This window comes from Acidobacteriota bacterium (assembly GCA_034211275.1).
GTDB lineage: Bacteria > Acidobacteriota > Thermoanaerobaculia > Multivoradales > JAHZIX01 > JAGQSE01.
Map to the genome: position 1 here is coordinate 52,053 of JAXHTF010000008.1, position 23,383 is coordinate 75,435.

At 65.6% G+C, this 23,383-nt stretch carries 18 protein-coding genes; 13 read left to right on the top strand and 5 right to left on the bottom strand.

Going from position 1 to position 23,383, the window contains the following annotated elements; genetic code table 11:
- Positions 1–174 precede the first annotated feature (174 nt).
- Positions 175–1,218 carry an AI-2E family transporter gene (locus tag SX243_03075; GenBank protein MDY7091930.1) on the top strand — a complete coding sequence of 348 codons (1,044 nt, stop codon included), beginning with the start codon at positions 175–177 and terminating at the stop codon, positions 1,216–1,218.
- 227 nt (positions 1,219–1,445) lie between these two features.
- On the opposite strand, the gene SX243_03080 is transcribed toward SX243_03075, so the two are convergent.
- The 3 genes from SX243_03080 to SX243_03090 form a co-directional block, all read right to left on the bottom strand.
- Positions 1,446–3,167, bottom strand: a complete 1,722-nt coding sequence (locus tag SX243_03080; GenBank protein MDY7091931.1) for an IPTL-CTERM sorting domain-containing protein — start codon at positions 3,165–3,167, stop codon at positions 1,446–1,448.
- Between the two features lie 127 nt (positions 3,168–3,294).
- On the bottom strand, positions 3,295–4,446 hold the full coding sequence (locus SX243_03085; GenBank protein MDY7091932.1) for a tetratricopeptide repeat protein: 1,152 nt from the start codon (positions 4,444–4,446) through the stop codon (positions 3,295–3,297).
- 14 nt (positions 4,447–4,460) lie between these two features.
- The gene (locus SX243_03090) at positions 4,461–6,230 is read right to left on the bottom strand and encodes a CRTAC1 family protein (protein ID MDY7091933.1); all 1,770 of its coding nucleotides are present in this window, start codon (positions 6,228–6,230) and stop codon (positions 4,461–4,463) included.
- Positions 6,231–6,531: 301 nt separating this feature from the next.
- On the opposite strand from SX243_03090, the gene SX243_03095 reads away from it, so the two are divergent.
- The 9 genes from SX243_03095 (at position 6,532) to SX243_03135 (ending at position 15,075) form a co-directional block, all read left to right on the top strand.
- Entirely contained in the window at positions 6,532–7,035 is a 504-nt protein-coding gene (locus tag SX243_03095; protein MDY7091934.1) for an SUF system Fe-S cluster assembly regulator, read from the top strand.
- An 85-nt stretch (positions 7,036–7,120) separates the two neighbouring features.
- Positions 7,121–8,566: a Fe-S cluster assembly protein SufB gene (sufB, locus tag SX243_03100; protein MDY7091935.1), complete on the top strand. Its 1,446-nt coding sequence runs from the start codon at positions 7,121–7,123 to the stop codon at positions 8,564–8,566.
- Positions 8,567–8,691: 125 nt separating this feature from the next.
- The gene (gene sufC / locus SX243_03105) at positions 8,692–9,462 is read left to right on the top strand and encodes a Fe-S cluster assembly ATPase SufC (GenBank protein MDY7091936.1); all 771 of its coding nucleotides are present in this window, start codon (positions 8,692–8,694) and stop codon (positions 9,460–9,462) included.
- 14 nt (positions 9,463–9,476) lie between these two features.
- Positions 9,477–10,832: a Fe-S cluster assembly protein SufD gene (sufD, locus tag SX243_03110; protein ID MDY7091937.1), complete on the top strand. Its 1,356-nt coding sequence runs from the start codon at positions 9,477–9,479 to the stop codon at positions 10,830–10,832.
- A gap of 149 nt (positions 10,833–10,981) precedes the next feature.
- A complete protein-coding gene (locus SX243_03115) occupies positions 10,982–12,202 on the top strand; it encodes a cysteine desulfurase (GenBank protein ID MDY7091938.1) in 1,221 nt (406 codons plus the stop codon).
- Positions 12,202–12,660 carry an SUF system NifU family Fe-S cluster assembly protein gene (locus SX243_03120; GenBank protein MDY7091939.1) on the top strand — a complete coding sequence of 153 codons (459 nt, stop codon included), beginning with the start codon at positions 12,202–12,204 and terminating at the stop codon, positions 12,658–12,660. The genes SX243_03115 and SX243_03120 overlap by 1 nt, the downstream gene beginning before the upstream one ends.
- Before the next feature lie 40 nt (positions 12,661–12,700).
- Complete coding sequence (locus SX243_03125) at positions 12,701–13,063, top strand: SUF system Fe-S cluster assembly protein (protein ID MDY7091940.1); 363 nt, start codon at positions 12,701–12,703, stop codon at positions 13,061–13,063.
- Positions 13,064–13,124: 61 nt separating this feature from the next.
- Positions 13,125–14,336: a hypothetical protein gene (locus SX243_03130; protein ID MDY7091941.1), complete on the top strand. Its 1,212-nt coding sequence runs from the start codon at positions 13,125–13,127 to the stop codon at positions 14,334–14,336.
- 142 nt (positions 14,337–14,478) lie between these two features.
- Positions 14,479–15,075 (top strand): cysteine dioxygenase family protein, encoded by a 597-nt coding sequence (locus SX243_03135; protein MDY7091942.1) that lies wholly within the window; start codon positions 14,479–14,481, stop codon positions 15,073–15,075.
- 22 nt (positions 15,076–15,097) lie between these two features.
- On the opposite strand, the gene SX243_03140 is transcribed toward SX243_03135, so the two are convergent.
- Both SX243_03140 and SX243_03145 read right to left on the bottom strand, forming a co-directional pair.
- The gene (locus tag SX243_03140) at positions 15,098–17,164 is read right to left on the bottom strand and encodes an EAL domain-containing protein (protein MDY7091943.1); all 2,067 of its coding nucleotides are present in this window, start codon (positions 17,162–17,164) and stop codon (positions 15,098–15,100) included.
- 427 nt (positions 17,165–17,591) lie between these two features.
- Positions 17,592–20,717, bottom strand: a complete 3,126-nt coding sequence (locus SX243_03145; GenBank protein ID MDY7091944.1) for a trypsin-like peptidase domain-containing protein — start codon at positions 20,715–20,717, stop codon at positions 17,592–17,594.
- 316 nt (positions 20,718–21,033) lie between these two features.
- Between SX243_03145 and SX243_03150 the strand changes: the two genes are divergently transcribed.
- From SX243_03150 to SX243_03160, 3 genes are all read left to right on the top strand, one after another.
- Complete coding sequence (locus SX243_03150) at positions 21,034–21,819, top strand: DUF3108 domain-containing protein (protein ID MDY7091945.1); 786 nt, start codon at positions 21,034–21,036, stop codon at positions 21,817–21,819.
- Between the two features lie 160 nt (positions 21,820–21,979).
- Positions 21,980–22,645: a superoxide dismutase family protein gene (locus SX243_03155; protein ID MDY7091946.1), complete on the top strand. Its 666-nt coding sequence runs from the start codon at positions 21,980–21,982 to the stop codon at positions 22,643–22,645.
- Positions 22,646–22,679: 34 nt separating this feature from the next.
- Positions 22,680–23,383, top strand: a 704-nt coding sequence (locus tag SX243_03160; protein ID MDY7091947.1) for a hypothetical protein, incomplete at its 3' end; no start/stop codon positions are given.

The following is a 23,383-nucleotide window of genomic DNA, read 5'->3' on the forward strand; positions in this document are numbered from 1 at the left end:
TTGATCGATTTCCCGTTCGAAACGTCCTCCTCTGGAATTCCGCCAGAGAAATTGCGGAGCATTTCACCCCGAGACACGACCCGTTTCGCTTCGCAAGCTCGCTTGGACTGAATATGATGAAGTAGCTCAGGTCGGAGCGCTTTTGCCGAACCGACCGCACACCGCAAGGAAACCATGACCCCATCCCCCCGCTCCGATCGCCGCCTGACCCTCCTGCTCGCCGCCGCCGGCGTGGTCATCGTCGTCGCCGGACTGAAGGCCGCCTCTGAGCTGCTGAGGCCTTTCGTGCTGGCGGTCTTCCTCGCCATCACCTCCTTCCCCCTGGTGGCGGCGCTGGAACGCCGCCGGGTCCCTCGGCTGCTGGCGGTGGCAGCTACCGTATTGGCGGACGTCGCCATATTGGCAGGCATCCTGCTGCTGGTGGGCTCCCAGGTCAACGCTTTCACTCAAGAGCTCCCCGGCTATCAGCAACAGCTGAGCGACTCCGCAGACTCGGTTCAGCAATGGCTGGTGAACCACGGCCTGGATCTCGAACCGGTCCCACTGCGCGAGATGATCAACGTTTCTCAGGTGATGGATCTATTGGGGTCGACCCTCCGCGGCCTTGCCGGCGTCGTCTCCAAGGTGGTGCTGGTGCTCCTGATCATGATCTTCATCCTGGTCGAGGCCAGCGGTTTCCGGGACAAGCTCTCCATGGCCTTCGGCGTGGACATCGACACCGAGCGGCTGGCCGCCGCATTGGGCGATATCCAGCGCTATCTCGGTTTCAAGACCGTGATCAGCCTGGCCACCGGGATCATCATCTGGGCCTGGGTCTCCGTCGCCGGCGTCGACTTCGCGGTGCTCTGGGGGCTTCTGGCGTTCGTGCTCAACTACATCCCGAACCTGGGCTCGATCATCGCGTCGATACCTCCGGTGCTGCTGGCAGCTCTGCAGCAGGGAGCCGGAACCGCCGCCTTCGTCGCCCTCGGTTTCCTGCTGGTGAACATGGCCCTGGGGAACATCCTAGAGCCCAGCCTCATGGGCCGCCGCTTCGGCCTCTCGACGCTGGTGGTATTCCTGTCGCTGATTTTCTGGGGCTGGGTGTGGGGACCGGTGGGAATGCTGCTCTCCGTCCCCCTGACCATGACGATCAAGATCCTGCTGGAGAACTCCGCCGGCATGCGCTGGCTGGCGACGCTGATGGGCAAGAACCCCCGCCCTCAAAGCTCCAGCTGACCTCCTGATTCCTTTCTCCAGGAGCCCTGCCCTGGCTCCCCTTCCTGCGCACAGAGCTCGGGGCCCCTCCTCTGCCAGGCGTTCCGGCTTCCAGCATCCCGTCAGCTCCCAGCCCCTGGGTCCAGATACACCAAGGGACACACCCCCGAAAGGATGTGCCCCTTTGTGATTGCTTCGAGTGATCGGCCGCGGGCTCGCGAGCCCGGGCCGTCACTCAGTGGGTCGGCTTATTGCCGGCGCACCATGTAGATACCAGCCACCGCCAGCATCAGCAGCAGGCTCATCAGCCCCCACTGACCGAGGGTGGGAATCTCCAACGGGCCGTCGGGGCCACCGATGAAGCCGACGCAGGAGAGCAGCGACACATCGTCGAGGGAGAAGTTGGTCACGTCGGTGCCCGTGCTGGTGGACATGAACGTGATGGTGTGAGTGGTGTCGTCCGCGTAGGCGGAGACATCCAACACCACCTCGACGTAGCCGGCGGCGTAGGTGGGATCACCCTCGATGACCTCGAAGATCTGCACGCCATCGACGAGCACCTCGAAGTTGTCGACGCCGTTGCCGCTGGCGGCACCGTTCCACAGCGAGAACTTCAGGTTGGCGGAAGCGCCGGAGGCGATGACCACATCCTGGCTGACGGTACCCACCTCGGCAGCGGCGATGCCGCCGAACCAGGACCACCAGTCACCGGTGTTGGGACCGGCGGTGCCACCACCGGTGCCGCAGGCGCCCGTGTCACACAGGGGCGTGCCGAAGTTGGTGGAGGTCTCGTCCCAAGAGGGGTTGGGAGTGCCGGCCTCGAAGCTGCCGTCGGCGATGACGTTGCTGGCGGCGTTGAGGGAGGCGGTGGAGGTGTTGTTGGACGGATCGTCCAGCTCGTCACCGGAAACCTCGGCGGTGTTGTTGACCACGCAGCAAGCATCGTAGATGGCCACCAGGTCACAGCTCACCGTCGAAGTCTCGGTGAGGCTGCCGATATCCCAGGTCCAGGTGTCACCCACCAGCAAGCCGCCACAGGTGTCGGAGACATAGGTCAGCCCCGCGGGGATGATGTCGGTGACGGTAACGCCGGTCTGATCGCCAGGACCGTTGTTGGTCACGTCGATGGTGAAGGTCACCGGCTCGCTGGTTCCCGGAGAGTTGTTGCTGGCGGTCTTGGTGATGGCCAGGTCCGGACCGGCGCCGGGGCCGAAGAAGCATACGCCGGCGTTGGCGGGCAGCGAACCGCCGGTGTCACAGGCGTAGGTCAGGCCGATGGCCGCCGCCGGGTCCTGAATACCGGTGGTGGAGCCACTGCCGGTCTCGGGATTGCGGTCGTCCCACTGCACCACGATCTCGCCGGTGGTGTGGTAGAGGATGGTCTGGAAGTCGAAGGGCTCCATGCCGCTGAAGTGAATCGCCTCGTCCCACTGGAACACGGTGCAGCCCTCGGCGGAGCCGTTGACATCGTTGGGCCGCGGGCAGTTGGCGAAATACTCGGTAAAGCCGGTATCGGTCACCAGGTCATCGTGCACCGCATAGATGCGGCCGCCGGTGCCGGTGCTGGGAGTCGCGGGCAGCGGGCAGTCGTTGGACAGATCGCCGGCGCTGTCGGTGGCGGTGGAGATGAAGCCATTGGAGCCCATGTCCAGCGCGTTGTAGCTCACGCCATAGAAGGTGAAGGGCTCGGAGAGAGCGATGGTGCTCGCCACGTCGTCACCGGCAACCGACAGGGTGCCGGTAGCGGAGATATCGACGAACTGGAAGGCACAATTGGGCTCCGCGGTGTCGGCGAAGCTGTAGCCGAAGGCGTCCGGGCCACCGGTAGCGTCGGTGTAACCGGGGCTGACGTTGTCGCTCCCTTTGGTTTCAAGAGCGGGCCCGGTGCGGCGGGCGTGTGGATCGGTCTGGGCGAAGGCCGCGCCCGCAAGTGCGACCATCACCAGAATGGCGACGAAGTGGCGTCTCATCAGTTTTCCCCCTCGCGATAGCTGTTTCAACAAAAAAGCCCCACCAATGGAGCGTTTTCTCTGAGCGGATTCTGGTAAGTCTATATCAAGGAAGGGCCTTACGGCAAAGGCATGCCGGAGGATCGCCTCACGGCGGAGCAGGATGATCCGCAGACAGAGCGTCGAGCATCTGCTGGGCTGGTTGATTGCGTGGATTCCAGCGCAGCGCCTGCCGCAGGTGCTCCTGCGCCACCGCCGGCCGCCCCGCCATGCGCTCCAAAACCCCCAGATTGAAATGAGTCTTGGATCGGTTGTCGGCGTCGAGCCCGAGCTGCAGAGCCTCCTCGAGCTGCTCTACCGCCCGGTCGACCTGGCCGCTCTGGGCCAACGCCGCTCCGAAATTGAGCCGCGCCCGCGGATTGTCTGGCGCCATCTCCACCGCCTGCCCGAACTCCTTGAGGGCGACGGAGAGATTCTTGCTACGCATGGCGAGGGTGCCGCGGTATAGGTGCACCCGAGCTCCGGTGGCGATCACCCGCAGCTCATCGAGCAGCGGGTCTGCAAGGGCCACCTTGCGCTGGCCCCGTTGAGCCAGCTGCTCTTCCGCTTCTGCGCTTCGTCCCTGTCGGCGATAGGCGGTGGCCAGGGGATATCGAACCACCGAGGCAGCAGGCTGGATCTGCAAGACCGCCTCGAAGTGCTCGACGGCCGAGGCGACGTCACCCTGCTGGAGCGCGATCTGACCTAATCGATAGTGCGCCGAAGCGCTGGCGGGGTCCAGGCTCAGGGCCTGCTCCAACGCGGCCTTCGCCTCGTCCTGCCGCTCCAGCTGCAGCAGGCCGTACCCCAACCACACCCAACCGGCGGCATAAGAAGGGTGGCGCTCGAGGTAGCGTCGCAGCAGCTCCACCGCCGAGTCCAGCTGCTGTTCTTCGAGAGCCAGATGCGCCCGGTAGTACAACCATTGGGGAGTATCCGGCGCCAGCACTTCCGCATTGTGCAGGCAAGCCCAGGCCGCGTCGACGAAGCCATAGGCCTGGTAGCTGAGCCCCAGCTCTCCATAGGCCTGGCCCAGAGCTTCGCCGGAGAGAGATTCCCGCTGCTCTTCGAAGCGGCGGCGCTCTTCGATCAGCTGTTCCGACACCGCCGGCTCCACCTCGGAGAGATCGACGGGCGGTAGATCCATCAGCTCCGGTGCCGGCACCGACGACGACGCACTGGCCGCGGCAGGCTGCGCCGGAGGCTCGTTGCCACAACCGGCCACGCCGCCGACGGCGACGCACATCCAAGCGGCGAGCAAGGCTCGGTGAATCCTCACGGCGTCCCCACCAGGGAGCCCTCACCTTGGCGCAGGGTGTGGTAGCGCCCCGGGGCCGGCGAGTCCCAGCGCTCGACGGCGCCATCCGGCCAGTGAACGGTCAGAGCATCAGCGGAAGCGCCGGGTAACGCGAAGAGCACCCGGGGATCGTTGGCGGAAGCGAAGGAAGCGTCGGAGCGCACTCGGCGCCAAAGCGTCCGGCCGTCGGAAAGCTCCAGCGCCAACCGAGCCCCCAAGGCGTCGCGGCCCGGATCTCCTACCAACACCCGCACCCCGAGCCAGCTCCGCGGCGGCGATTGATTGATCATCAGCCGCACGGGGCCGTTGTTGTTGGTCACCACGATGTCCGGATCGCCGTCATTGTCGACATCCCCCACGGCGGCCCCCCGGCTCACCTCGGAAAGCTCGAAGACTTTCCCTGCCCTGGCCGTGACCTCCTCGAAGCCCCGGCCCTGGAGGTTGCGGAAGAGCTGGTTGGGCTGGCGCATGGGATGAGGATCACCAGCCTCTACTTGCTCGCGGATACGCCGCACTTCACCGTTGGCCACGAAGAGGTCGAGCCAGCCGTCGCCGTCGTAGTCGAGCCAGGCGGTCCCGAAGGAGGTGTAGGGCCAGCTGGGCGCTCCCAAAGAGATAGCGGCGGTAGCGTCGGTGAATCCCCCGTGGCCGTCGTTGCGGTAAAGAGTGTTGGTCTCGTTGCTCAGATGGGTGAGGAAGATGTCCTCGTCACCGTCGCCGTCAAAGTCGGCGGCGTCCACGCCCATACTCGCTTCCATATCCCCCACCAGATTGACCGCCGCACCGGAGAGCAGCGCCGAGTCCTCGAGGCTCCCGTCGGACCGGCTGCGCCATAGCTGATTCTCGTATTGGTCGTTGGCCACATAGACATCGAGGGCGCCATCGCCATCGAAATCCGCCGTCGCCACCCCCAGCCCCGCCGCCGGCGGCGCCAGGGTGAGCGACTCGAAGGTGCCGTCCCGGCGATTGCGCAGCACCACATCCGCCTGGGGCTCGAAGGCGAGGGGACCGCAATAGTCCACCGCCGAGGAAGGAGCAAAGCACGGCTTGTGGTTGTCGAAGGTGAAGCGCACATAGTTGACGACGTAGAGGTCCAGCCAACCGTCACCGTCCAGATCCACGAAGGCGGCGCTGCTACTCCACCCGGGGTCCCCCGCGCCGGCGGCGTCGGTGACGTCTTCGAAAGTACCGTCACCGCGATTGCGCCACAGCTGGTTGCGCCCCCAGAGGACGACGTAAAGGTCGGTCCAGCCATCGTTGTCGTAGTCGCCGGCGGCGACCCCCAAGGCATAGCCGCGGCCGTCGATGCCGCTCTCCTCGGTGACGTCGGTAAAGCGCAGAGCTCCTCCCTCCGCCACGGCACTCCCCCCCGCCGAAGCTTGGGACACCAACTCGTTGCGGTAGAGGCGATCCCGGTGAGGTGTCGCCGTCTCCTCCGGACCCAGAGGATTGCCCTGGGGGAAGAAAACGTCCAGATCGCCGTCCCGGTCGTAGTCCACCAGGGCGACGCCGGATCCCAACATCTCGACGAAATAGAGCTCACCGCTCATGCCGTTGCGGTGCACGAAATCGAGCCCCGCCGCCTCCGCACGGTCGACGAAGAGCTCCTCCACCAGCTCTTCAACCCCCAGCTCCGCGCCGCTTGCGGAGTCAGCCTCTCCCGCCGCCGAAGCCTCCAGCGGGTCGGCCTCCGGCGTCTCTCCCCCACAGCCGGTGAGCCCGAGCGGGGCCAAAAGCGCAAAAATCAAGGCGACGATCCCCGAGAGCGAGCTTCCCAAGGTCGCGAAATACAGTGCACTTCCGAGCCCTCTTGCGGCGAGCTGCGGGTCGCTTTTCAGCAGCGTTCTGCTGCCTTGTTGATCGGCCATCTGCGAAAGATTATCCCAACGCTCCACCGGAAGCCCACGACGGTCCGCTCAAACCCCGGCAGCCTCTTGTTCAGGCCCCGGACTCAAGCTTGACAAAAGCCCATCGGCAGATATCATGATCATGAAACGGTACCATTCGGGTACGGTTTTCTCAGACCGCCATTCAGCACGAGCTCCAACTATGATTCGCATCACCAAACAAACCGACTATGGAATCGTCCTCCTGACCCACATGATCGGCCAGGAAGAGCACCGATTCAGCGCCGGCGAGCTGGCCGAAGAGACTCGGCTACCGGCCCCCATGGTCAGCAAGATTTTGAAGATTCTAGCCCGGGAAGGCCTGCTCGACTCCCACCGCGGTGTCAAGGGTGGCTATTCCCTCCGGCGATCCGCGGAGGAGATCTCCGTCGCCGAGATCATCGGCGCCATCGAGGGTCCCATCGGGATCACCGAGTGCATCGACGATGCGGCGGGTGAATGCGGGTTCGCATCCTTCTGCGGCCTGAGAAGCAATTGGAATCAGATCAACAACGCCATTCGCGAGACGCTGGAGAAAATCACCCTGGCGGAGATGACCCCGCCGTCGGCCCCGGATCCATCGAAGCCAGATTCATCGGATTCCGTGCAGCCGGCTTCGACCCAACTGGTGAGTCTCGGCGAGAGCGTCGCCCTCGAGGCGCGATAAGGGCGAAAGGGAGCCGGCCGGCGCCGGCGCCCTGCCAAACCAAAGAACGCCCACCCGAGGAAGCAAGCGAGAGGAATCGAAAAGCATGTCGACTCAAATGCTCGAAAAAATGGCCGAACAGGACTACGAGTTCGGCTTCGTCACCGATATCGAACAGGACACCTTCCCGCCGGGTCTCAACGAGGACGTCATCCGGGCCCTGTCGGCGAAGAAGCAGGAACCCCAGTGGATGCTCGAATGGCGGCTCAAGGCCTTCCGCCACTGGCAGAAGATGACCGAGCCGGAGTGGGCCAACGTCGATTACGAGCCGGTGGACTATCAGGCCATCAGCTACTACTCCGCTCCCAAGTCGGCGGAGGATCGCCCCAAGAGCCTCGACGAGGTGGACCCGGAGCTGCTGGAGACCTACAACAAGCTGGGCATCCCGCTCAAGGAGCAGGAAATGCTCGCCGGCGTCGCCGTCGACGCGGTCTTCGACAGCGTCTCCGTGGCCACCACCTTCCGCGACAAGCTCTCGGAGATGGGAATCGTCTTCTGCTCCATGTCCGAGGCGCTGCAGGAGCATCCGGAGCTGGTGCAGAAGTACCTCGGCACGGTGGTGCCCTACACGGACAATTTCTTCGCCGCCCTCAACTCGGCGGTGTTCAGCGACGGCTCCTTCGTCTTCGTGCCCAAGGGCGTGCGCTGTCCCATGGAGCTGTCCACCTACTTCCGCATCAACGCCATGAACACCGGCCAGTTCGAGCGCACCCTCATCGTCGCCGAGGAAAGCTCCTACGTCAGCTACCTGGAGGGCTGCACCGCCCCCATGCGCGACGAGAATCAGCTGCACGCCGCGGTGGTGGAGCTGGTGGCCCTGGACGACGCCCAGATCAAGTACTCGACGGTGCAGAATTGGTATCCCGGCGACAAGGAGACCGGCAAGGGCGGCATCTACAACTTCGTCACCAAGCGCGGCCTGTGCAAGGGCAACCGCTCGAAGATCTCCTGGACCCAGGTGGAGACCGGCTCCGCCATCACCTGGAAGTACCCCAGCTGCATTTTGATGGGGGACGACACGGTGGGTGAGTTCTACAGCGTCGCCCTGACCAAGGGCCGCCAGCAAGCGGATACCGGCACCAAAATGGTGCACATGGGCAAGAACACTTCCAGCACCATCATCTCCAAGGGCATCTCCGCCGGCCGGGGCCAGAATACCTACCGTGGCCAGGTGAAGATCCTCAAGGGGGCGGAAAACGCCCGCAACTTCTCCCAATGCGACTCCATGCTCATCGGTGACCGCTGCGGCGCCCACACCTTCCCCTACATCGACGTCGGCAACCCGACGGCGCGCATGGAGCACGAGGCCACCACCTCGAAGATCGGAGAGGACCAGATCTTCTACTGCAACCAGCGGGGGATCGACACCGAAGACGCCGTGTCCATGATCGTCAACGGCTTCTGCAAGGAGGTCTTCCGGGAGCTTCCCATGGAGTTCGCCGTCGAAGCCCAAAAGCTGCTGGAGATCAATCTGGAGGGCAGCGTCGGCTGATCCGCCGGCTCGCCCGCGGCGCCACAAGCTCGCGCGGGACCGGCCGGCTGTCGCCGGCTCCTCCCGCTGCTCGTCAAGACTAGAAATCCAGGCCGGTGCGCCGGTCTGTTCGCCAAGGAGTCGTCATGTCCGTTCTTGAAATTCGCAACCTACACGCGTCGGTGGAAGGCACCGAGATCCTCAAAGGCATCGACCTGACGGTCAACGCCGGCGAGGTGCACGCCATCATGGGGCCCAACGGCTCCGGCAAGAGCACCCTCGCCCAGGTGCTGGCCGGCCGGGAGGAGTACGAGGTCACCGACGGAGAGATTCTCTATCGCGCCGAAGACCTCACCGAGATGGATCCCGAGGAGCGAGCCCGGGAAGGCATCTTCATGGCCTTCCAGTACCCGGTGGAGATCCCCGGGGTGAGCAATACCTACTTCCTCAAGGCCGCCCTCAACGCCATCCGCAAGCACCGCGGCGAGAAGGAGATCGACGCCGTCGACTTCCTCAAGCTGGTGCGCGAAAAGATGAAGCTGGTGGAAATGGACGAGTCGCTGCTCAAGCGGCCGGTGAACGAAGGCTTCTCCGGCGGCGAGAAAAAGCGCAACGAGATCTTCCACATGGCGGTGCTGGAGCCGGCCCTGTGCGTGCTCGACGAGACCGACTCGGGCCTCGACATCGACGCCCTGCGCATCGTCGCCAACGGCGTCAACAGCCTGCGCGCCGAGAACCGCTCCTTCGTGGTCATCACCCACTACCAGCGACTGCTGGAGTACATCGTCCCGGACGTCGTGCACGTCCTGCTGGACGGCCGCATCGTGCGCTCCGGCGGCAAGGAGCTGGCCCTGGAGCTGGAGGAGAAGGGTTATTCCTGGCTCGAGCAGGAGGTCGGCGCGCTGGCGTCGGCCTGAGGGGGGAGAGCACCATGCAAGCAGTGGCAGAGCAGACCCCCTATCTGGCGGAATTCGACCGCGTCCTCGCCGAGCGCGCCGGCAGCGAGCCGGAGCCGGTTCAGAAGCAGCGCCGCATCGCCATCGAGCGCTTCCGCGAGGCCGGCTTCCCGACCATCAAGCAGGAAGCCTGGCGCAACACCAACGTCAAGGCCATCGCCCAGGGCAGCTTCACCCCGGTCACCACGCCGGCTCGCCTGACCCAGGACGACCTGGCGCCGCACCTCTACGCCGGCACCAGCCGGCTGACCTTCGTCGACGGCCGCTACGCGCCGGAGCTGTCGAGCCCGCCGGAGCTGCCCGCGGGGGTGATCGCCGGCAGCCTCGCCCAGGCCCTCCAGGAGCATCCCGGAGAGGTTCTAGAGCACCTGGGCCGCTACGCCACCGTCGATGGCAGTCACCCCTATAGCGCGACGATCAAAGATCACGCCTTCGCTGCCCTCAACGGCGCTTACTTCGCCGACGGTGTCTTCCTCTACCTGCCCAAGGGAGCGGTAGTGGAAGAGCCCATCCAGCTGCTCTTCATCGCCGCCACCCCTGGAGCCGCCATTTATCCGCGGCTGCTGCTGGTGGCCGGCGAGAACAGTCAGGCGACGGTGGTGGAGCATTACGTGGCGGCCACCGACGAGGCCTATTTCACCTGTCCGGTGACCGAAGTGGTGCTCGCCGACAACGCTGTCCTGGACCACTACAAGGTGCAAAAGGAAGGCCTCGCCGCTCACCACGTGGCGGTGCAGCAGTCCTATCAGAGCCGTTCCAGCACCCTGCGCTCCCACTCCGTCTCGGTGGGTGGTGGTCTGGTGCGCAACGACCTCAACGCCGTTCTCGACGCCGAGGGCATCACCTGCATCTTGAACGGCCTGTATCTGGTGGACGGCGAGCAACACGTGGACAACCACATGCGGGTCGACCACGCCAAGCCCAACTGCTACAGCCACGAGCTGTACAAGGGCGTGCTCGGCGGCAAAGCCCGCTCGGTGTTCAACGGTTTGATCCACGTCCACGAGGACGCCCAGAAGACCGACGCGGTGCAGTCCAACCGCAACCTCCTGCTGTCGCCGGGGGCCCTGGCCAGCTCCAACCCGCAGCTGGAGATCTTCGCCGACGACGTTCGCTGTACCCATGGTTCCACCATCGGCCAGCTGGACGACGACGCCATCTTCTACCTGCGCTCCCGCGGCATCGGTGCCGAGGCCGCCCGTAGCCTGCTGACCTACGCCTTCGCCAGCGACATCGTCGAGCGCATCAAGGTCGACAGCGTGCGGGAGGACCTGGCGGAGCTGCTCTTCCATCGCCTGCCCCAGGGCGAGATCGTCCGCCAGGCAGTTTGATTCCGAGGCTCCCGATGCCCGAGACCGCGACCGCACCCACGGCCCCCATCTCCGACCAGCAGGGCTCGCGCCCGCAGGAGAAGGCCGACAACCATCCCGAGCTCGGAGCCTCGCTCCCATCCCGGCAGCAAACGGCAACCGGGCCACCGGTGCGGGGCTGGGACGTCGAAGCGGTCCGCGGCGACTTCCCCGGTCTTGCCCGGAAGATCGGGGATCATCCCCTGGTCTACCTCGACAACGCCGCCTCGGCGCAGAAACCCCGATCGGTGATCGACGCCATCACCACCTGCTACGAGAACGGCTACGCCAACATCCACCGCGGCGTCCACCGTCTGTCTCAGGAAGCCACCGCCACCTACGAGGGGGCCCGACGGACCGTCGCGGAATTCCTCAACGCCGCCGAGGACGAGATCATCTTCGTTCGCGGCGCCACCGAGGGCATCAACCTGGTGGCCCACAGCTTCCTGGCTCCGCGCCTCGAACCCGGCGACGAAGTGCTGGTGTCGGAGATGGAGCACCACGCCAACATCGTTCCCTGGCAGCTGGCCTGCGAAGCCCGCGGCGCCCGCCTGCGGGTGTTGCCCATGGACGATCGCGGCGAGCTGCGCATCGACGAGCTGGACGACCTTCTGACCGACCGTACGCGGCTGCTGGCGGTGACCCAGGTCTCCAATGCTCTGGGCACCGTCAATCCGCTGCCGGAGGTCCTCGCCGCGGCCCACCAGCGCGGCGTCCCGGTGCTGGTGGACGGCGCTCAGGCGGTACCCCACGGAGCGGTGGACGTGGCCGCCCTGGGAGCCGATTTCTACGTCTTCTCCGGCCACAAGGTCTTCGGCCCCGCGGGCATCGGCGTGCTCTTCGCCCGACGCTCGCTGCTCGAGTCCATGCCCCCGTACCAGGGCGGCGGCGATATGATCCGCCGGGTGACGTTCGAAGGCACCACCTTCGCCCCACCGCCGGGACGCTTCGAAGCCGGTACCCCCAACATCGAGGGCGCCGTCGGCCTGGCGGCGGCACTGGACTACCTCCAAGGCCTCGACCAGAAGGCGCTGACAGCCCACGAACAAGAACTCTTGAGCACCGCCACCGAGCGTCTGCAAAGCCTGCCCGGGGCACGACTGGTGGGGACGCCCCGGCATCGCCGGGGCGCGGTCTCCTTCGTCCTCGACGGGATCCACCCGCACGACATCGGCACCATTCTCGACCAGCGGGGTATCGCCATCCGCGCCGGTCACCACTGTGCCCAACCGGTGATGGACCACTTCCGGGTCCCGGCCACGGTGCGTGCGTCCTTCGCCTTCTACAACACCCCGTCGGAGGTGGACGCCCTCCTCGACGGACTGGCGGAGGTGGTGGAGATCTTCAGCTGATGTCCGATCTGCGCGAGCTCTACCAGGAAGTGATCCTGGATCACAACAAGCAGCCGCGGAATTTCTGCGTGCTGGAGGCGGCGGATCGCCAGGCCGAAGGTCACAACCCGTTGTGCGGCGACCGCGTGACAGTGTATCTGGAGCTCGATGGCGAGCGCGTGCGCCGCATCACTTTCCAAGGCGTCGGCTGCGCTATTTCCCAGGCCTCGGCCTCGATGATGACCGAGGCGCTGGAGGGCAAGACCCTCGATGAAGCGCGGCACCTCTTCCAACACTTCCGGCGGATGCTGACGGAAGACGCAGGAGATCCCGCGAAGAGCGACGACCTGGGCAAGCTGGAGATCTTCGCCGGCGTCAAGCAATACCCCATGCGGGTCAAGTGCGCCACCCTGCCCTGGCATACTCTGCGAGCTGCCCTCGACGCCGACGACGCTCCTTCCACTGTGACGACCGAATGACCCGTCCCACGATCAGCGCCTAGAACAGAAAGGGAACCCCATGTCCGAAGCGACCGTCGAAGAAAAGACCGCCCCGGCGGAAGCCCCCGCGACCGACGGGCCACCGTCCCTGGAAGACCGCGTCGTCGACCAGATCAAGACCGTTTACGATCCCGAGATCCCGGTCAACATCTACGACCTGGGCCTGATCTACGATGTCGAGGTGGATGGTGCCAACGTGCACATCCGCATGACCCTCACCTCCCCTGCCTGCCCCGTCGCCGGCACCCTGCCCGGCGATGTCGAGCAGCGGGTGGCCGCGGTCCACGGTGTCGATGAATGCGAGGTGGAGCTGGTGTGGGATCCGGTATGGAACCCGGAGATGATGACCGAAGAGGCCAAGCTCGAGCTGGGCTTCTTTTGATCGCCGGTCCGTCCCGCGCAGAACGCTACTTCCCAACCCGGGCCTGGGAGGAGGAAAGGCCATGAGCCGAAGAGTTTTTTCCATTCCGTCTTGGGCCCTGCCTCTACTCGCTCTCGCCGGCGGCATCCTGGCCCTAGCCTGGCTTCCCCTGACCTCCAACGGCGCGGGCTCCCCTCCTCCAGCGACCGCCGGCCCAGCCCACGCCGCCACTCCGAGCTCCAGCGAAGAGCCGAGCCGACCCTTCCTCCGCGGCATGACCGTCACCTGCCCCCGCCACGGCGAAATCTGGGGCTCCCCCGCCATGGGCGACGCCCTGGACCAACTGCGCGACCTGGGCGTCGGATCGGTGGCCATTCATCCCTATGCGCGCATCGAGCGGGATGGCACCGTGCGCCACCGCCCCGCCGCCGGCACCGGCTATTTGGGCCGCGCTGCGAGCATCGCACGACAACACGAGATGGCCCTCTTCTGGAAACCCCATCTGGCCTATTGGGGCAATTACGAATGGCGCGGGGAGATCGGCTTCGGTGACGACGAGGCCGCATGGCAGCGCTTCTTCGACACCTACCGGGCCTTCATCGTCGACCAGGCCGCCTTTGCAGCCCAGGTCGGCGTTCCCCTCTTCGCCGTCGGCGTCGAGCTGGAGAAGACCGTCCATCGGGAAGCCCAGTGGCGAGAGGTCATCGCCGCCGTGCGGCAGGTCTATCCCGGCCAGATCACCTACGCCGCCAACTGGGACGGGGTCGAGAACGTGCCGTTTTGGGACGCTGTGGACGTTCTCGGCGTCCAGGCCTATTTTCCTCTCGCAGACGGGCCTCTTGCAGACGGGCCTCTTGCAGACGGGCCTCTTTCGGACGGATCCCCGTCCGCAGGGTCTCTCGACGGGCGGGACTCGGCCTCCCGAGAGCTGCGATCCAAGTTGCAGTTGAAGCTGGAGAGCAGCTGGGATCGCCACCTGGCTCAACTCGAAACTCTGTCCCGAGACCACGGCGGGCTGCCGGTGCTGTTCACCGAGATCGGCTACAACCGGTCCTCCAAAGCCGCCTGGGAACCGTGGAGCTACCAGGTGGAGAACAACTCTCAAACCCGCATCCTGCGCGTCCAGCTGATGGAGACGGCGCTGCGCCGGGCGCAGCGGGCCCCCTTCGTGTCCGGCCTGTTCTGGTGGAAGTGGATGCCCGGCCACTCCGCCGGCCGCTCCAACTTCTCCATGCGCGACGCCGAGGCCCGAGACGTGTTGCGACGACATTGGGCCACCACCACCGCTCGCTGAGCTCCTTCACGGGAAGCTGGAAAACTGGAAGAAGCGCGGGGGTGGGAATTCCCCGGGGGCAGCTGATAAGCTGACCAATGCTCCCTCCCGACAACTTCCGGAAAGCCCGAGTTTTTAGCAACGATCAGTAGGAGGAAGGGATATGGCATTAGCCAAGACATCGATCCGCGGCATGGATCGCCTGGTCGACCGCCTCGACGAGGCGGTGCGCCTGTCCAACGTCGCGGACATCACCGAGAGCTTGAAGCATCACCTGTGCGAGATGGTCGAGGAGGGAGACCTCGATCTGCCGGAGGATTTCTGCACTCCCTGCGAGGATCACTATGCCCGCCGCCTGCTCTACCGCAGCGAGGATCTGGGCTACGTCGTGGTGGCGATGATCTGGGGCCCCAACCAGGGCACCCCCCTGCACGATCACGCCGGCTCCTGGTGCGTCGAGGGTGTCTACAAGGGCCAGATCGAGGTGACCCAATACGAGCTCCTGGAACACGACGGCCAGCGCTACCGCTTTCAGCGTCAGGAAACGGTGCGCACCGGCGTCGCCACCGCCGGCAGCCTGATTCCACCCTTCGAGCACCACACCATCTGCAACGCCAACGGCGACTCCACCGCCGTCACCCTGCACGTCTATGGCCGGGAGATGGAGCGCTGCTCCATTTTCGAGCCGGTGGCGGATTCGTCCTCCGACCAGCATCATTGGTACGCCCGGCAGACCCGGCCGCTCTCCTACGACAACTAAGCGTCCCAGCGGAAGACTGCTTTCAGCCTTCCGCCAAGCTCCGCACCAACTGCTGTAACCCATCCCGGGTGCGCTCTGCGAAGCTCTCCCACTGCCGCCACGGCATGGGACGACCGAGGAAGAAGCCCTGCACCCGGTGGCAGCCCTCCTGTTCGAGGAAGCGCAGCTGCTCCTCCGTTTCTACGCCCTCGGCAATGACCTCCAGTTGCAGGCTCCGGGCCATGACGATCACCGCCCGGGGGATGGCTTTGTCCCCGTTGCCGCTGCCGATGCTGCGGATGAAGCTCTGGTCGATCTTCACCGTGTCGATGGGGAAGGTGCGCAGGTAGCTGAGGGACGAGTAGCCAACGCCGAAGTCGTCGATGGAGATGCGCACTCCGAGCTGTTTGAGGGCTCGCAACGCGGTGAGGGTCACCTCGACGTTCTGCATCGCCAGGTTCTCCGTCACCTCCAGCTCCAGGCAGGTGGGATCGAAGCCGGTGCGCAGGCACGCTTGCTCCACCAGCCGCGGCAGGCGCGGGTGGTGGAAAGCTCGCGCCGAGAGGTTCACCGCCAGGCGCAGACCCGCGGCGCCAGGACCCAGATCACGGATCCTGCGGCACGCGGTCTCCAGCACCCAGAGATCCAGCTCGTGGCTCATGCCGATGGTCTCCGCCAGGGAAAGAAAATCCCGCGGTGGGAGCATGCCCCGCCCCGGGTGATGCCATCGGATCAACGCCTCCACGCCGTCCACCGCGTCCCGCTCGAGGTCAAAGACCGGCTGGAAGTAGAAGTCGAACTCCTCCGACGCCAGCGCCCGCCGCAGGTCGCTCTCCAGATCCAGGCGCTCCAGAGCCCGGGCGCTCATCATCGGGTTGTAGACCTGCAACGTGTCTCGGCCGTCGTCCTTGGCTCCATACATGGCGGTGTCGGCGTGCTTGAGCAGCTGCTCCGCATCGCTGCCGTCGGACGGGTAGAGGCTGATCCCCAAGCTGGCGCTGACATAGATCTGGTGACCGTGGAGCTGGAAGGGGCGGCGCAGACCGGTGAGGATCTTCTCCGCCACCGCCTGGGCGTCCTCGGACCGCTTGAGGTCGGCGATGAGCAACACGAACTCGTCGCCTCCCAACCGCCCCACGGTATCCGCCTGGCGCACCGATTGCCGCAGCCGCCGCGCCACGCCGGTGAGCAGCTCGTCGCCGAAGCCGTGACCCAGAGAATCGTTGATCACTTTGAAGCGGTCGACGTCGAGAAACATCACCGCCAGCTGGCTACCCCGCCGGCGAGACGCCGCCAGCTCTTGACTCAGCCGGTCGAGGAAGAGCTTGCGGTTGGGCAGGCCGGTGAGGGAGTCGTGATAGGCGAGGTGCTCGATCCGCTGCGAGGCCCGCACCACCTCTTCCCGCTCCTCCTCCAGGAACCAGATGACGATGCCCAGGCCGACGACGAATTGCAGCAGCCCGTCGACGAATCCCACCGAGGCCCCATAGAGCTCCGCCGGACGACGGCTGAAGGCGAGGAGCGCGATGATGAAGTACTGCAGCTGGTGCAGACCGTACACCAAGAAGCCCAATCCCAGAAGCCGGCGGCCGATGCCGTGATGCTGGGCCTGCACCCGCCACATCCAGAGCGCGGTGACGGCAAAGGCCGGCCCGGCGAGCAGTGCCCGGGGCGCCAACAGCAGGAAGATGGCCCACCACCAGGCGAGGGAGGTCGCCGCCCCACCCGGCAGAGCCATGCCGGCGAGCACCGCCGGCAACGCCAATACCGCACCGCTCAACGCCAGGATCACCGCCAGCCAACGGGTGTCGCTCAAGAAGCGATGATCCCCCTTGCCGGAGATTTCCGAGGCTCCCGAGAGCAACCAGCCCACCTGGCAGAAACCGGCGCCCAGGGCCACCGCCAGAAAGACTCCGGAATACCAGGAGAACTTTCCCTCCGGCAAAACGACACAGGCCATCCCTCCGGCGAGCACGTAGATCCCCTGGCAGAACCAGCTCCAGGACCATTCCGCCAGATGGCGCCGGCGATAGAGGTGGTGGAGCAAGCGCAGGATCCCGGCCAGTAGAAAGCTGCCGCCGGCAGCGATCAACAAAGCCGGTACGATCATGCGCTCAAAACTCTCCATCTCCCCTCCCTTCCCGGGCCGCAGCGACGGATCCCCAACGGCAGGCCGCCAGGGGGCCTCGCTTTAAATTTCAAACAGTGCCTTCAATTATGAAGCCCGAGAGCGGCCATGACCAGGACACAGCTCTCACCACCGGGAACAGGGCAAATTCCGCCAATGAAGATTCTTTTTCACCCAAAGCACAAGACTTCGCCGACTCAGCGGCCTTCTCGGGGCATCGAAGGAGAGAAGAAAGATCCCTTGGGAGAGCGCAAAGATTTCTCCACCGAGGGGCGCGAGTCCTCCACCGAGGAGACATCTTCGCGGAGAACAGAACGCCCCCGGCACCGTGGGCACCGGGGGCGTTCTCGAATCCATCGCCGGGCCGTGGAAGCTGGGCTCCCTCGGCTCCGGCGAGCTGGGATGGGGCTTACTCGCCGATGTACCCCAGCTTCCGAGCCTCGAAGTGGTCGAGGTAGAAGGTACCGGTGGTACCGGCGTCGAGACCGCCGACGACACCGAAGCGGAACTGGTCACCGCCCCGCTCGTCGTTGTCGATGCCGGTGACGGTGCTCAGCAGAGCGCCGTCGAGCCACACCCGTAGAACGCCGTCGTTGGCACCGGGAGCGCTGGACTGAGTCCACTCGACCTCGATGAAGTGGGGCCCGTCGGAGATGTCCAACCACGAGGTCTTGGCCCAAGAGCCGTCGTCACGATGGCTCTTCATCAGGAAGACGTAGCCACCGGACTCCTCGCGGAAGACCATGGTCAGCAGGCGCCGGTTGTCCGAAGCCCGCAGCTGGAACGGCTTGAACCGCTTGTTGGTGGGAATCACCAAGCTGTTGGGATCGAAGTAGAAGCGCGCCCGCGCGCTCGCCTCGTCGGTGGGCGTGTTGTCGGTGACCCACTTGTCGTCCAGATCGGCGACGTCGACCGCCATACCCAGGGACGTGCCCGCCAGGTACGCAGAGGCGTTCACCGCCAGGTCCGTGAGGTCGCCGCCGGAGCCGTCCCAGCCGGTGAAATCACCGCTCTCGAAGCTGTCGGAGAACATCAGGTCGTCACCGGGCACGGCGGTGCACTCCGAGCCGTAGAAGACCCGCACGTCATCGACGTACCAGCCCTCCGCGGACACCGAGCTATCGCAGCCCATGCGCCAGCGCAGGAGCACGTCCTGACCGCTGAAGTCGGACATGTCGACCAGCACCTCGGTCCAACCACCGCTGTTGCCGTTCCAGGATTCGCGACCACCGATGGGGTTGCTGAAGCTGGTGCTCAGAGGACCATCGTAGTCACCCTGGATGAAGCGACCGGAGTTGCCGTCGAGGATGTCCACCCAGGTGCTGCCACCGTTGGTGGAGATCTCGAGGACGCCACCGTCGTAGGTCGCCTCGGTGTTGTAGTTGTGCCAGAAGGAGAGCACCGGATTGGCCGCCCCCGGGATGCTCACCGCCGCGGCGGTGGCCACATGCTGGTCCTTGATCGCCGCCTCGTCGGAGACGAACCAAGAATTCGACGGCGAATTGCTGTTGGAGGTGGTCAGAGCCCACGGGCTGGTGCCCGAGTCGGAACCGCCGGCACCGGTGGCCCAGTTGGCCGTGCCGCCCTCCATGTCGTCCTCGAAGGAGACCGTGTCGGGGCCGGTGGCGACAGCCGAATCCTCGACCGTGTTGTCGTCCTCGTTGCCTCCGGCGCACTGACCGGAGCCGTTGCCGGACTGATCCTCGGCGCGCACCTTGTAGAAATACTCGGTGCCGGAGATGACATCGGTGTCGGAGTAGAAGGTTCCGCCCTCGCAGGCGGAGAGCAGGTTGCCCGCTCCCGGCACGAAGTCCGGAGTGGTGTCGCGGTAGACGTTGTAGACCGCGCCGGTTCCCAGAGCCGCCGAGCAATTGGTGCTGGCGGGATTCCAGCTGAGCTCGATGGCACAGGAGCTGGAACCGGTATTGGTGGCGGCGGTGAGGCCATCGAAGGTCGGTTCCAAGGTGCACACGCCGGTGGCGGTGGCGTCGTCACAGGTGGAGAAGTCGGACTCGCAGCCGGTGGCGTCGTCCACCGAGGTGATCACGTAGGAATACGTCACCTCGCCGGACACCGTGGTGTCGGAGTAGCTGGTGGTCGCCACGCCGGAAGCGATGAGCTCGTATTGGGCCTGCGGGCAGGCGCCGATGGCGCGGTAGACGTTGTAGCTGGTGGCGCCGGTACCGGCGTTCCAGCTGAGGTCGATCTGATTGTCACCGTTGGTGGCGGCGGCGAGGCTGGTGGCCGCCAGCGGCGGGTCGCAGACCGCGCAATTGGGCACGTTCCCCTGGCCGTCCAGGTCGGCGATGATGTTCTGAATCGGCACACCGCGGTTGGGATCACCGGCGGTGTTGCTGCACGCCGCGGATCCGCGGCAGTGGTGCAGGGCGATGATCTTGTTGTCGCTGTAGCCGAGCACCGGCGAGCCGGAAGAGCCGCCCTGGGTGTCGGTGTAATAGCCGACGTCCGGCGGACCACCGGCGGAGCAGGCCGCCTCGTCGATGCTGAACACCCGGGACAGGCCGTCGGCGTCCAGCGCATGGGTGGATTCCATGCCGATGCGCTTACCCCAGCCCGCGGGGTGCTGCGGGATGTACATCCGCTCGCCCACCACCGCGCCGGTGTCGCGCAGCTGCATGAAGCCGTAGGTACCCGGCAGATCGGTGCCGCCACCGACGGTGGTGTCGGGAACCACCAGGGCGTAGTCCAGGGGCGCGTCCACCTGCACCAGAGTACCGCCGCTGGCCTCGATGGTGCCGGGGCAGCCGAGGCTGGTGGCGCAATTGGTGGCGCAGTCCGCACCCTCCGCCATGAACTCGAAGTCGATGTTGTTGAGCGTCGCCTGGGAGCCGATGCAGTGCTCGTTGGTCATGATGTGACCGTCGCAACCCACCAGCCAGCCGGTGCAATGAGCGTTGCCGTTGAGGGTCAGCCGAGCCACCGCCCGCGCCTTGTCATAGGCCGCCGGCTCGCTGGCCTGGTAGCACTTGGCTTCCTCGGTGTCGTCCGGGCCGCACAGGGACTCGTTGCGGCTCGGCGGCACCGCCAGATTCATCTTCTCGCCCAAACCGGCGGACCACAGTGCCTCCAGCTCGGCATTGTTGTAGCCACGGCCGAAGTAGTCGATGGTGTAGCCGTAGCTGTTGCCGGTACCGGTGGTGTAGAGCTCCACCAGCACCCGGTCGCCCTTCACGTGGGTGGCGAAGAAGCCGTCCTGGGTCTTGCCCAGGTCAGCCCGGCCGTAACCGGTGTAGGTCCAGGACTGCGCACCGTCCGGGGAGCGCACCACCACGAAGTCGCCGTCGGCCAGGTCGAAGCGCTGGAAATGCACGGCGATGTAGGTGGCCCCGGGGTAGGAGACTTCGTCGAACCAGCTGAGGGTCGCCCGAGCCTCACCAGAGGAGGGATAGGGATGAGGAGTGTCAAACTTCTCGAAGACATGCTCGCCGATGATCACCGGCTTCTGGGCCGTCGCCGCGGGGGCGAAGGCCAGAGCGCAAGCCAAGAGAAGGGTTAATAAGAGACTGTGGCGCATTTGAGAACCTCCTGTTGTGAGCGTCTGGACGAATGCTATTCGAGGTGGATATTCCACTCTCGACCAGCCCATCGGGCACTTTGTCGCCGGACCCAGAATACAGAGGGCTGGACCGATTGCTTCAAAGCGGGAGCTTCAGAGCGAGAGAAGGCTCGGCACGACAGGGCCCAGCGCAATGGCCTTCCAAAAGAGCCTTGGCAGCTTACCAGCTGGGGCTAAAACTCTTCAAGCTTCGCCCCCCCGAAAGGTCGGCTCCGAAAGCTCCGGGGCGTCTCGACGCCGCACCGCGTCCTGCTTGACGTATAGTTGGAGAGCGATGCCCCCCGCCCTCCTGCACCGATCTCGGCCCCGCGCCCTGCTGCTCACCGCCACCCTGGTGGCCGGTCTGGCTACCAGCCTGGTCGCTGGTCTGCTGGCCGGACCGCCGGCCCTGGCCGCCCCCGCACCTTCGGACCCGCTGAAGACTCTCACCGAGAAGGGGCAGGAAGGGGCGGACCCCCTGAACGAGCAATTCCACTACCGGTGGCGACTGACCAACCTGCTGGGCTTTTTCGCCGGACTCTTCTTTCCCAGCCGCGGCGAGGGGGTGCTGAGCTTCGAGATCAACGAAGCCGGCCACCTCGCCAGCCAGCTGCACATCACCTCCCGGGAAACCGAAAGCGATGAGTTCTGGCTCTACGGGGCCGTCATCGACCCGCGGCAGATGCGCACGCTCCGAGCCTGGAGCGCGTATAAGTACGGCGACAAGAACAAGCGCAAGGATCAGGAAGTCAACGAGTCCGGTGTCGTCGACGTGGCCTCGGGCATCTACCGCATCCGCCAGGACCCGCCCAAGCAGCCGACCCCGATGCGCATCTGGTCGGACGGTAAGATCTATTCGGTCCGGGTGGTCCCCCGGGGGGTCGAAGAGGTGAAGGTGGGCGACGAGGTCGTCGCCGCGCGCCTGTACTCCATCCGCAACAATCCCGACAGCGAGGATCGGGAGTGGAAGGGCGAGCTCGACCTCTGGTTGGCCCAGAATGATCAGGCAACGCCGGTAAGGATTTTGATCAAGCGCAGTGGCCTCGGGGTGCTCCTCACCCTCGAGGACCAGCGCGGCTGATTCGGGCCGGCACGAAAATCGCAATCAATATGCCCAGCGTGATGACTTTCGCTTTCCCGAGCCCCTTCGCCTACGGCGAGCGGCTCTGGAATCTTTGATAACAGACCTTTCGGCAGCCCCCTCGTGAGGCTGGCGGCGAGGAGAAATGGAGAATTTGACAATGACAACTCTACGATTGCTCTTTTGTTTGCTGCTGAGCACGACCCTGCTCACCGCTTGCGGAGGCCCGCAAGAGACCGCTCCGGCGGAGACCGAGCCGGCTCCGGCGGCGCAGGAAGAACCGGCAGCGGCGGAGGCCATGGAAGAGGCCACCACCGCCCACGCGACCCTGCAAGCCCGTGAGGACATGGGCGAGCTCCAGGGCGTGGTGAACTTCAGCGAGAGTGACGGCGTCGTCACCATCACCGCCGAGGTCAAAGGCCTGAGCGGTGCCGGCACCCACGGATTCCACATCCACGAGACCGGCGACTGCAGCGCCCCGGACTTCACCTCCGCCGGTGGCCACTTCAATCCCACCGACACCATCCACGGCGGCCCCAGCGACGAAGAGCACCACGCCGGTGATCTCGGCAACCTGGAAATCGGCGAGGACGGCTCCGGCACCCTCGAGCACACCAGCTCCATGATCACCCTCGGTGAAGGCCCCAACTCGGTGGTCGGCAAGGCCGTGATCCTGCACGAGAAGGCCGACGACCTGGTCAGCCAGCCCACCGGAGCCGCCGGCGGCCGTGTGGCCTGCGGCATCATCGAGCTGGATGGTGACGACATGGGCAGCGACATGGACTCCATGGACGACGACTCCATGGACGACGGCGGTAGCCACTAACGTGGGCTCCCTGCGCCCCGAAGCTCTACCGAGGATGAGAGCGCTGGTCTTGCCGGCGCTGCTCATCCTGTCGGTATTCATCGCGGCGCCGGCGGCGGGCTCCGGCGAAGTGACGGTTCCCGCCGCTCCCGGAGCTCTGGCCGCCAATCTCTCTGCCGACGGCCTGCTCAGCTGGCTCGAGCCGGCGGAGGGTGAGGAAGGCCATCGCCGCCTGCGCTACGCCCCCGCCCTCGATGACGGCGGATGGGGTGCGCCGGTGACCGTGACCGAAAGCGACAACTTCTTCGCCAACTGGGCCGACCTGCCGGCGGTGACCCAGCTGGCGGACGGCAGCTTCATCGCCCATTGGCTGGAAAAGACCGGCGCCGATCCCTACGCCTACGGGGTCCGGGTGGCCCGTTCCGCCGACGGCAAGACCTGGAAGACCACCGGCTGGCTGCATGCGGACCGCTCGGAGACGGAGCATGGCTTCGTATCCTGGGTGCCACGCCCCGGCGGCGGAGTCTGGGCCTTCTGGCTGGACGGCGGCGCCATGGCCACTGGCGGCCCCATGGAGCTGCACGGCAAGCTGCTCACCGACGACGACACCGGTGACGAAGACCTCTTGGATCCGCGGGTCTGCGAATGCTGCGCCACCGGTGCCGCCCTCGCCGACGGCGGACCGGTGGTGGTCTACCGGGGGCGCAGCGACGAAGAGATTCGAGACATCCGCATCGTGCGACGCACCGCCGACGGCTG

Excerpts from the sequence above, each read along its gene's own strand:
- sufD (MDY7091937.1), top strand. The coding sequence starts at position 9,477 with ATGCAAGCAGTGGCAGAGCAGACCCCCTATCTGGCGGAATTCGACCGC.
- SX243_03080 (MDY7091931.1), bottom strand. The coding sequence starts at position 3,167 with ATGAGACGCCACTTCGTCGCCATTCTGGTGATGGTCGCACTTGCGGGC.
- SX243_03130 (MDY7091941.1), top strand. The coding sequence starts at position 13,125 with ATGAGCCGAAGAGTTTTTTCCATTCCGTCTTGGGCCCTGCCTCTACTC.
- SX243_03155 (MDY7091946.1), top strand. The coding sequence starts at position 21,980 with ATGACAACTCTACGATTGCTCTTTTGTTTGCTGCTGAGCACGACCCTG.
- SX243_03095 (MDY7091934.1), top strand. The coding sequence starts at position 6,532 with ATGATTCGCATCACCAAACAAACCGACTATGGAATCGTCCTCCTGACC.
- SX243_03120 (MDY7091939.1), top strand. The coding sequence starts at position 12,202 with ATGTCCGATCTGCGCGAGCTCTACCAGGAAGTGATCCTGGATCACAAC.
- SX243_03145 (MDY7091944.1), bottom strand. The coding sequence starts at position 20,717 with ATGCGCCACAGTCTCTTATTAACCCTTCTCTTGGCTTGCGCTCTGGCC.
- SX243_03075 (MDY7091930.1), top strand. The coding sequence starts at position 175 with ATGACCCCATCCCCCCGCTCCGATCGCCGCCTGACCCTCCTGCTCGCC.
- SX243_03125 (MDY7091940.1), top strand. The coding sequence starts at position 12,701 with ATGTCCGAAGCGACCGTCGAAGAAAAGACCGCCCCGGCGGAAGCCCCC.
- sufC (MDY7091936.1), top strand. The coding sequence starts at position 8,692 with ATGTCCGTTCTTGAAATTCGCAACCTACACGCGTCGGTGGAAGGCACC.
- SX243_03150 (MDY7091945.1), top strand. The coding sequence starts at position 21,034 with ATGCCCCCCGCCCTCCTGCACCGATCTCGGCCCCGCGCCCTGCTGCTC.
- SX243_03135 (MDY7091942.1), top strand. The coding sequence starts at position 14,479 with ATGGCATTAGCCAAGACATCGATCCGCGGCATGGATCGCCTGGTCGAC.
- sufB (MDY7091935.1), top strand. The coding sequence starts at position 7,121 with ATGTCGACTCAAATGCTCGAAAAAATGGCCGAACAGGACTACGAGTTC.
- SX243_03140 (MDY7091943.1), bottom strand. The coding sequence starts at position 17,164 with ATGATCGTACCGGCTTTGTTGATCGCTGCCGGCGGCAGCTTTCTACTG.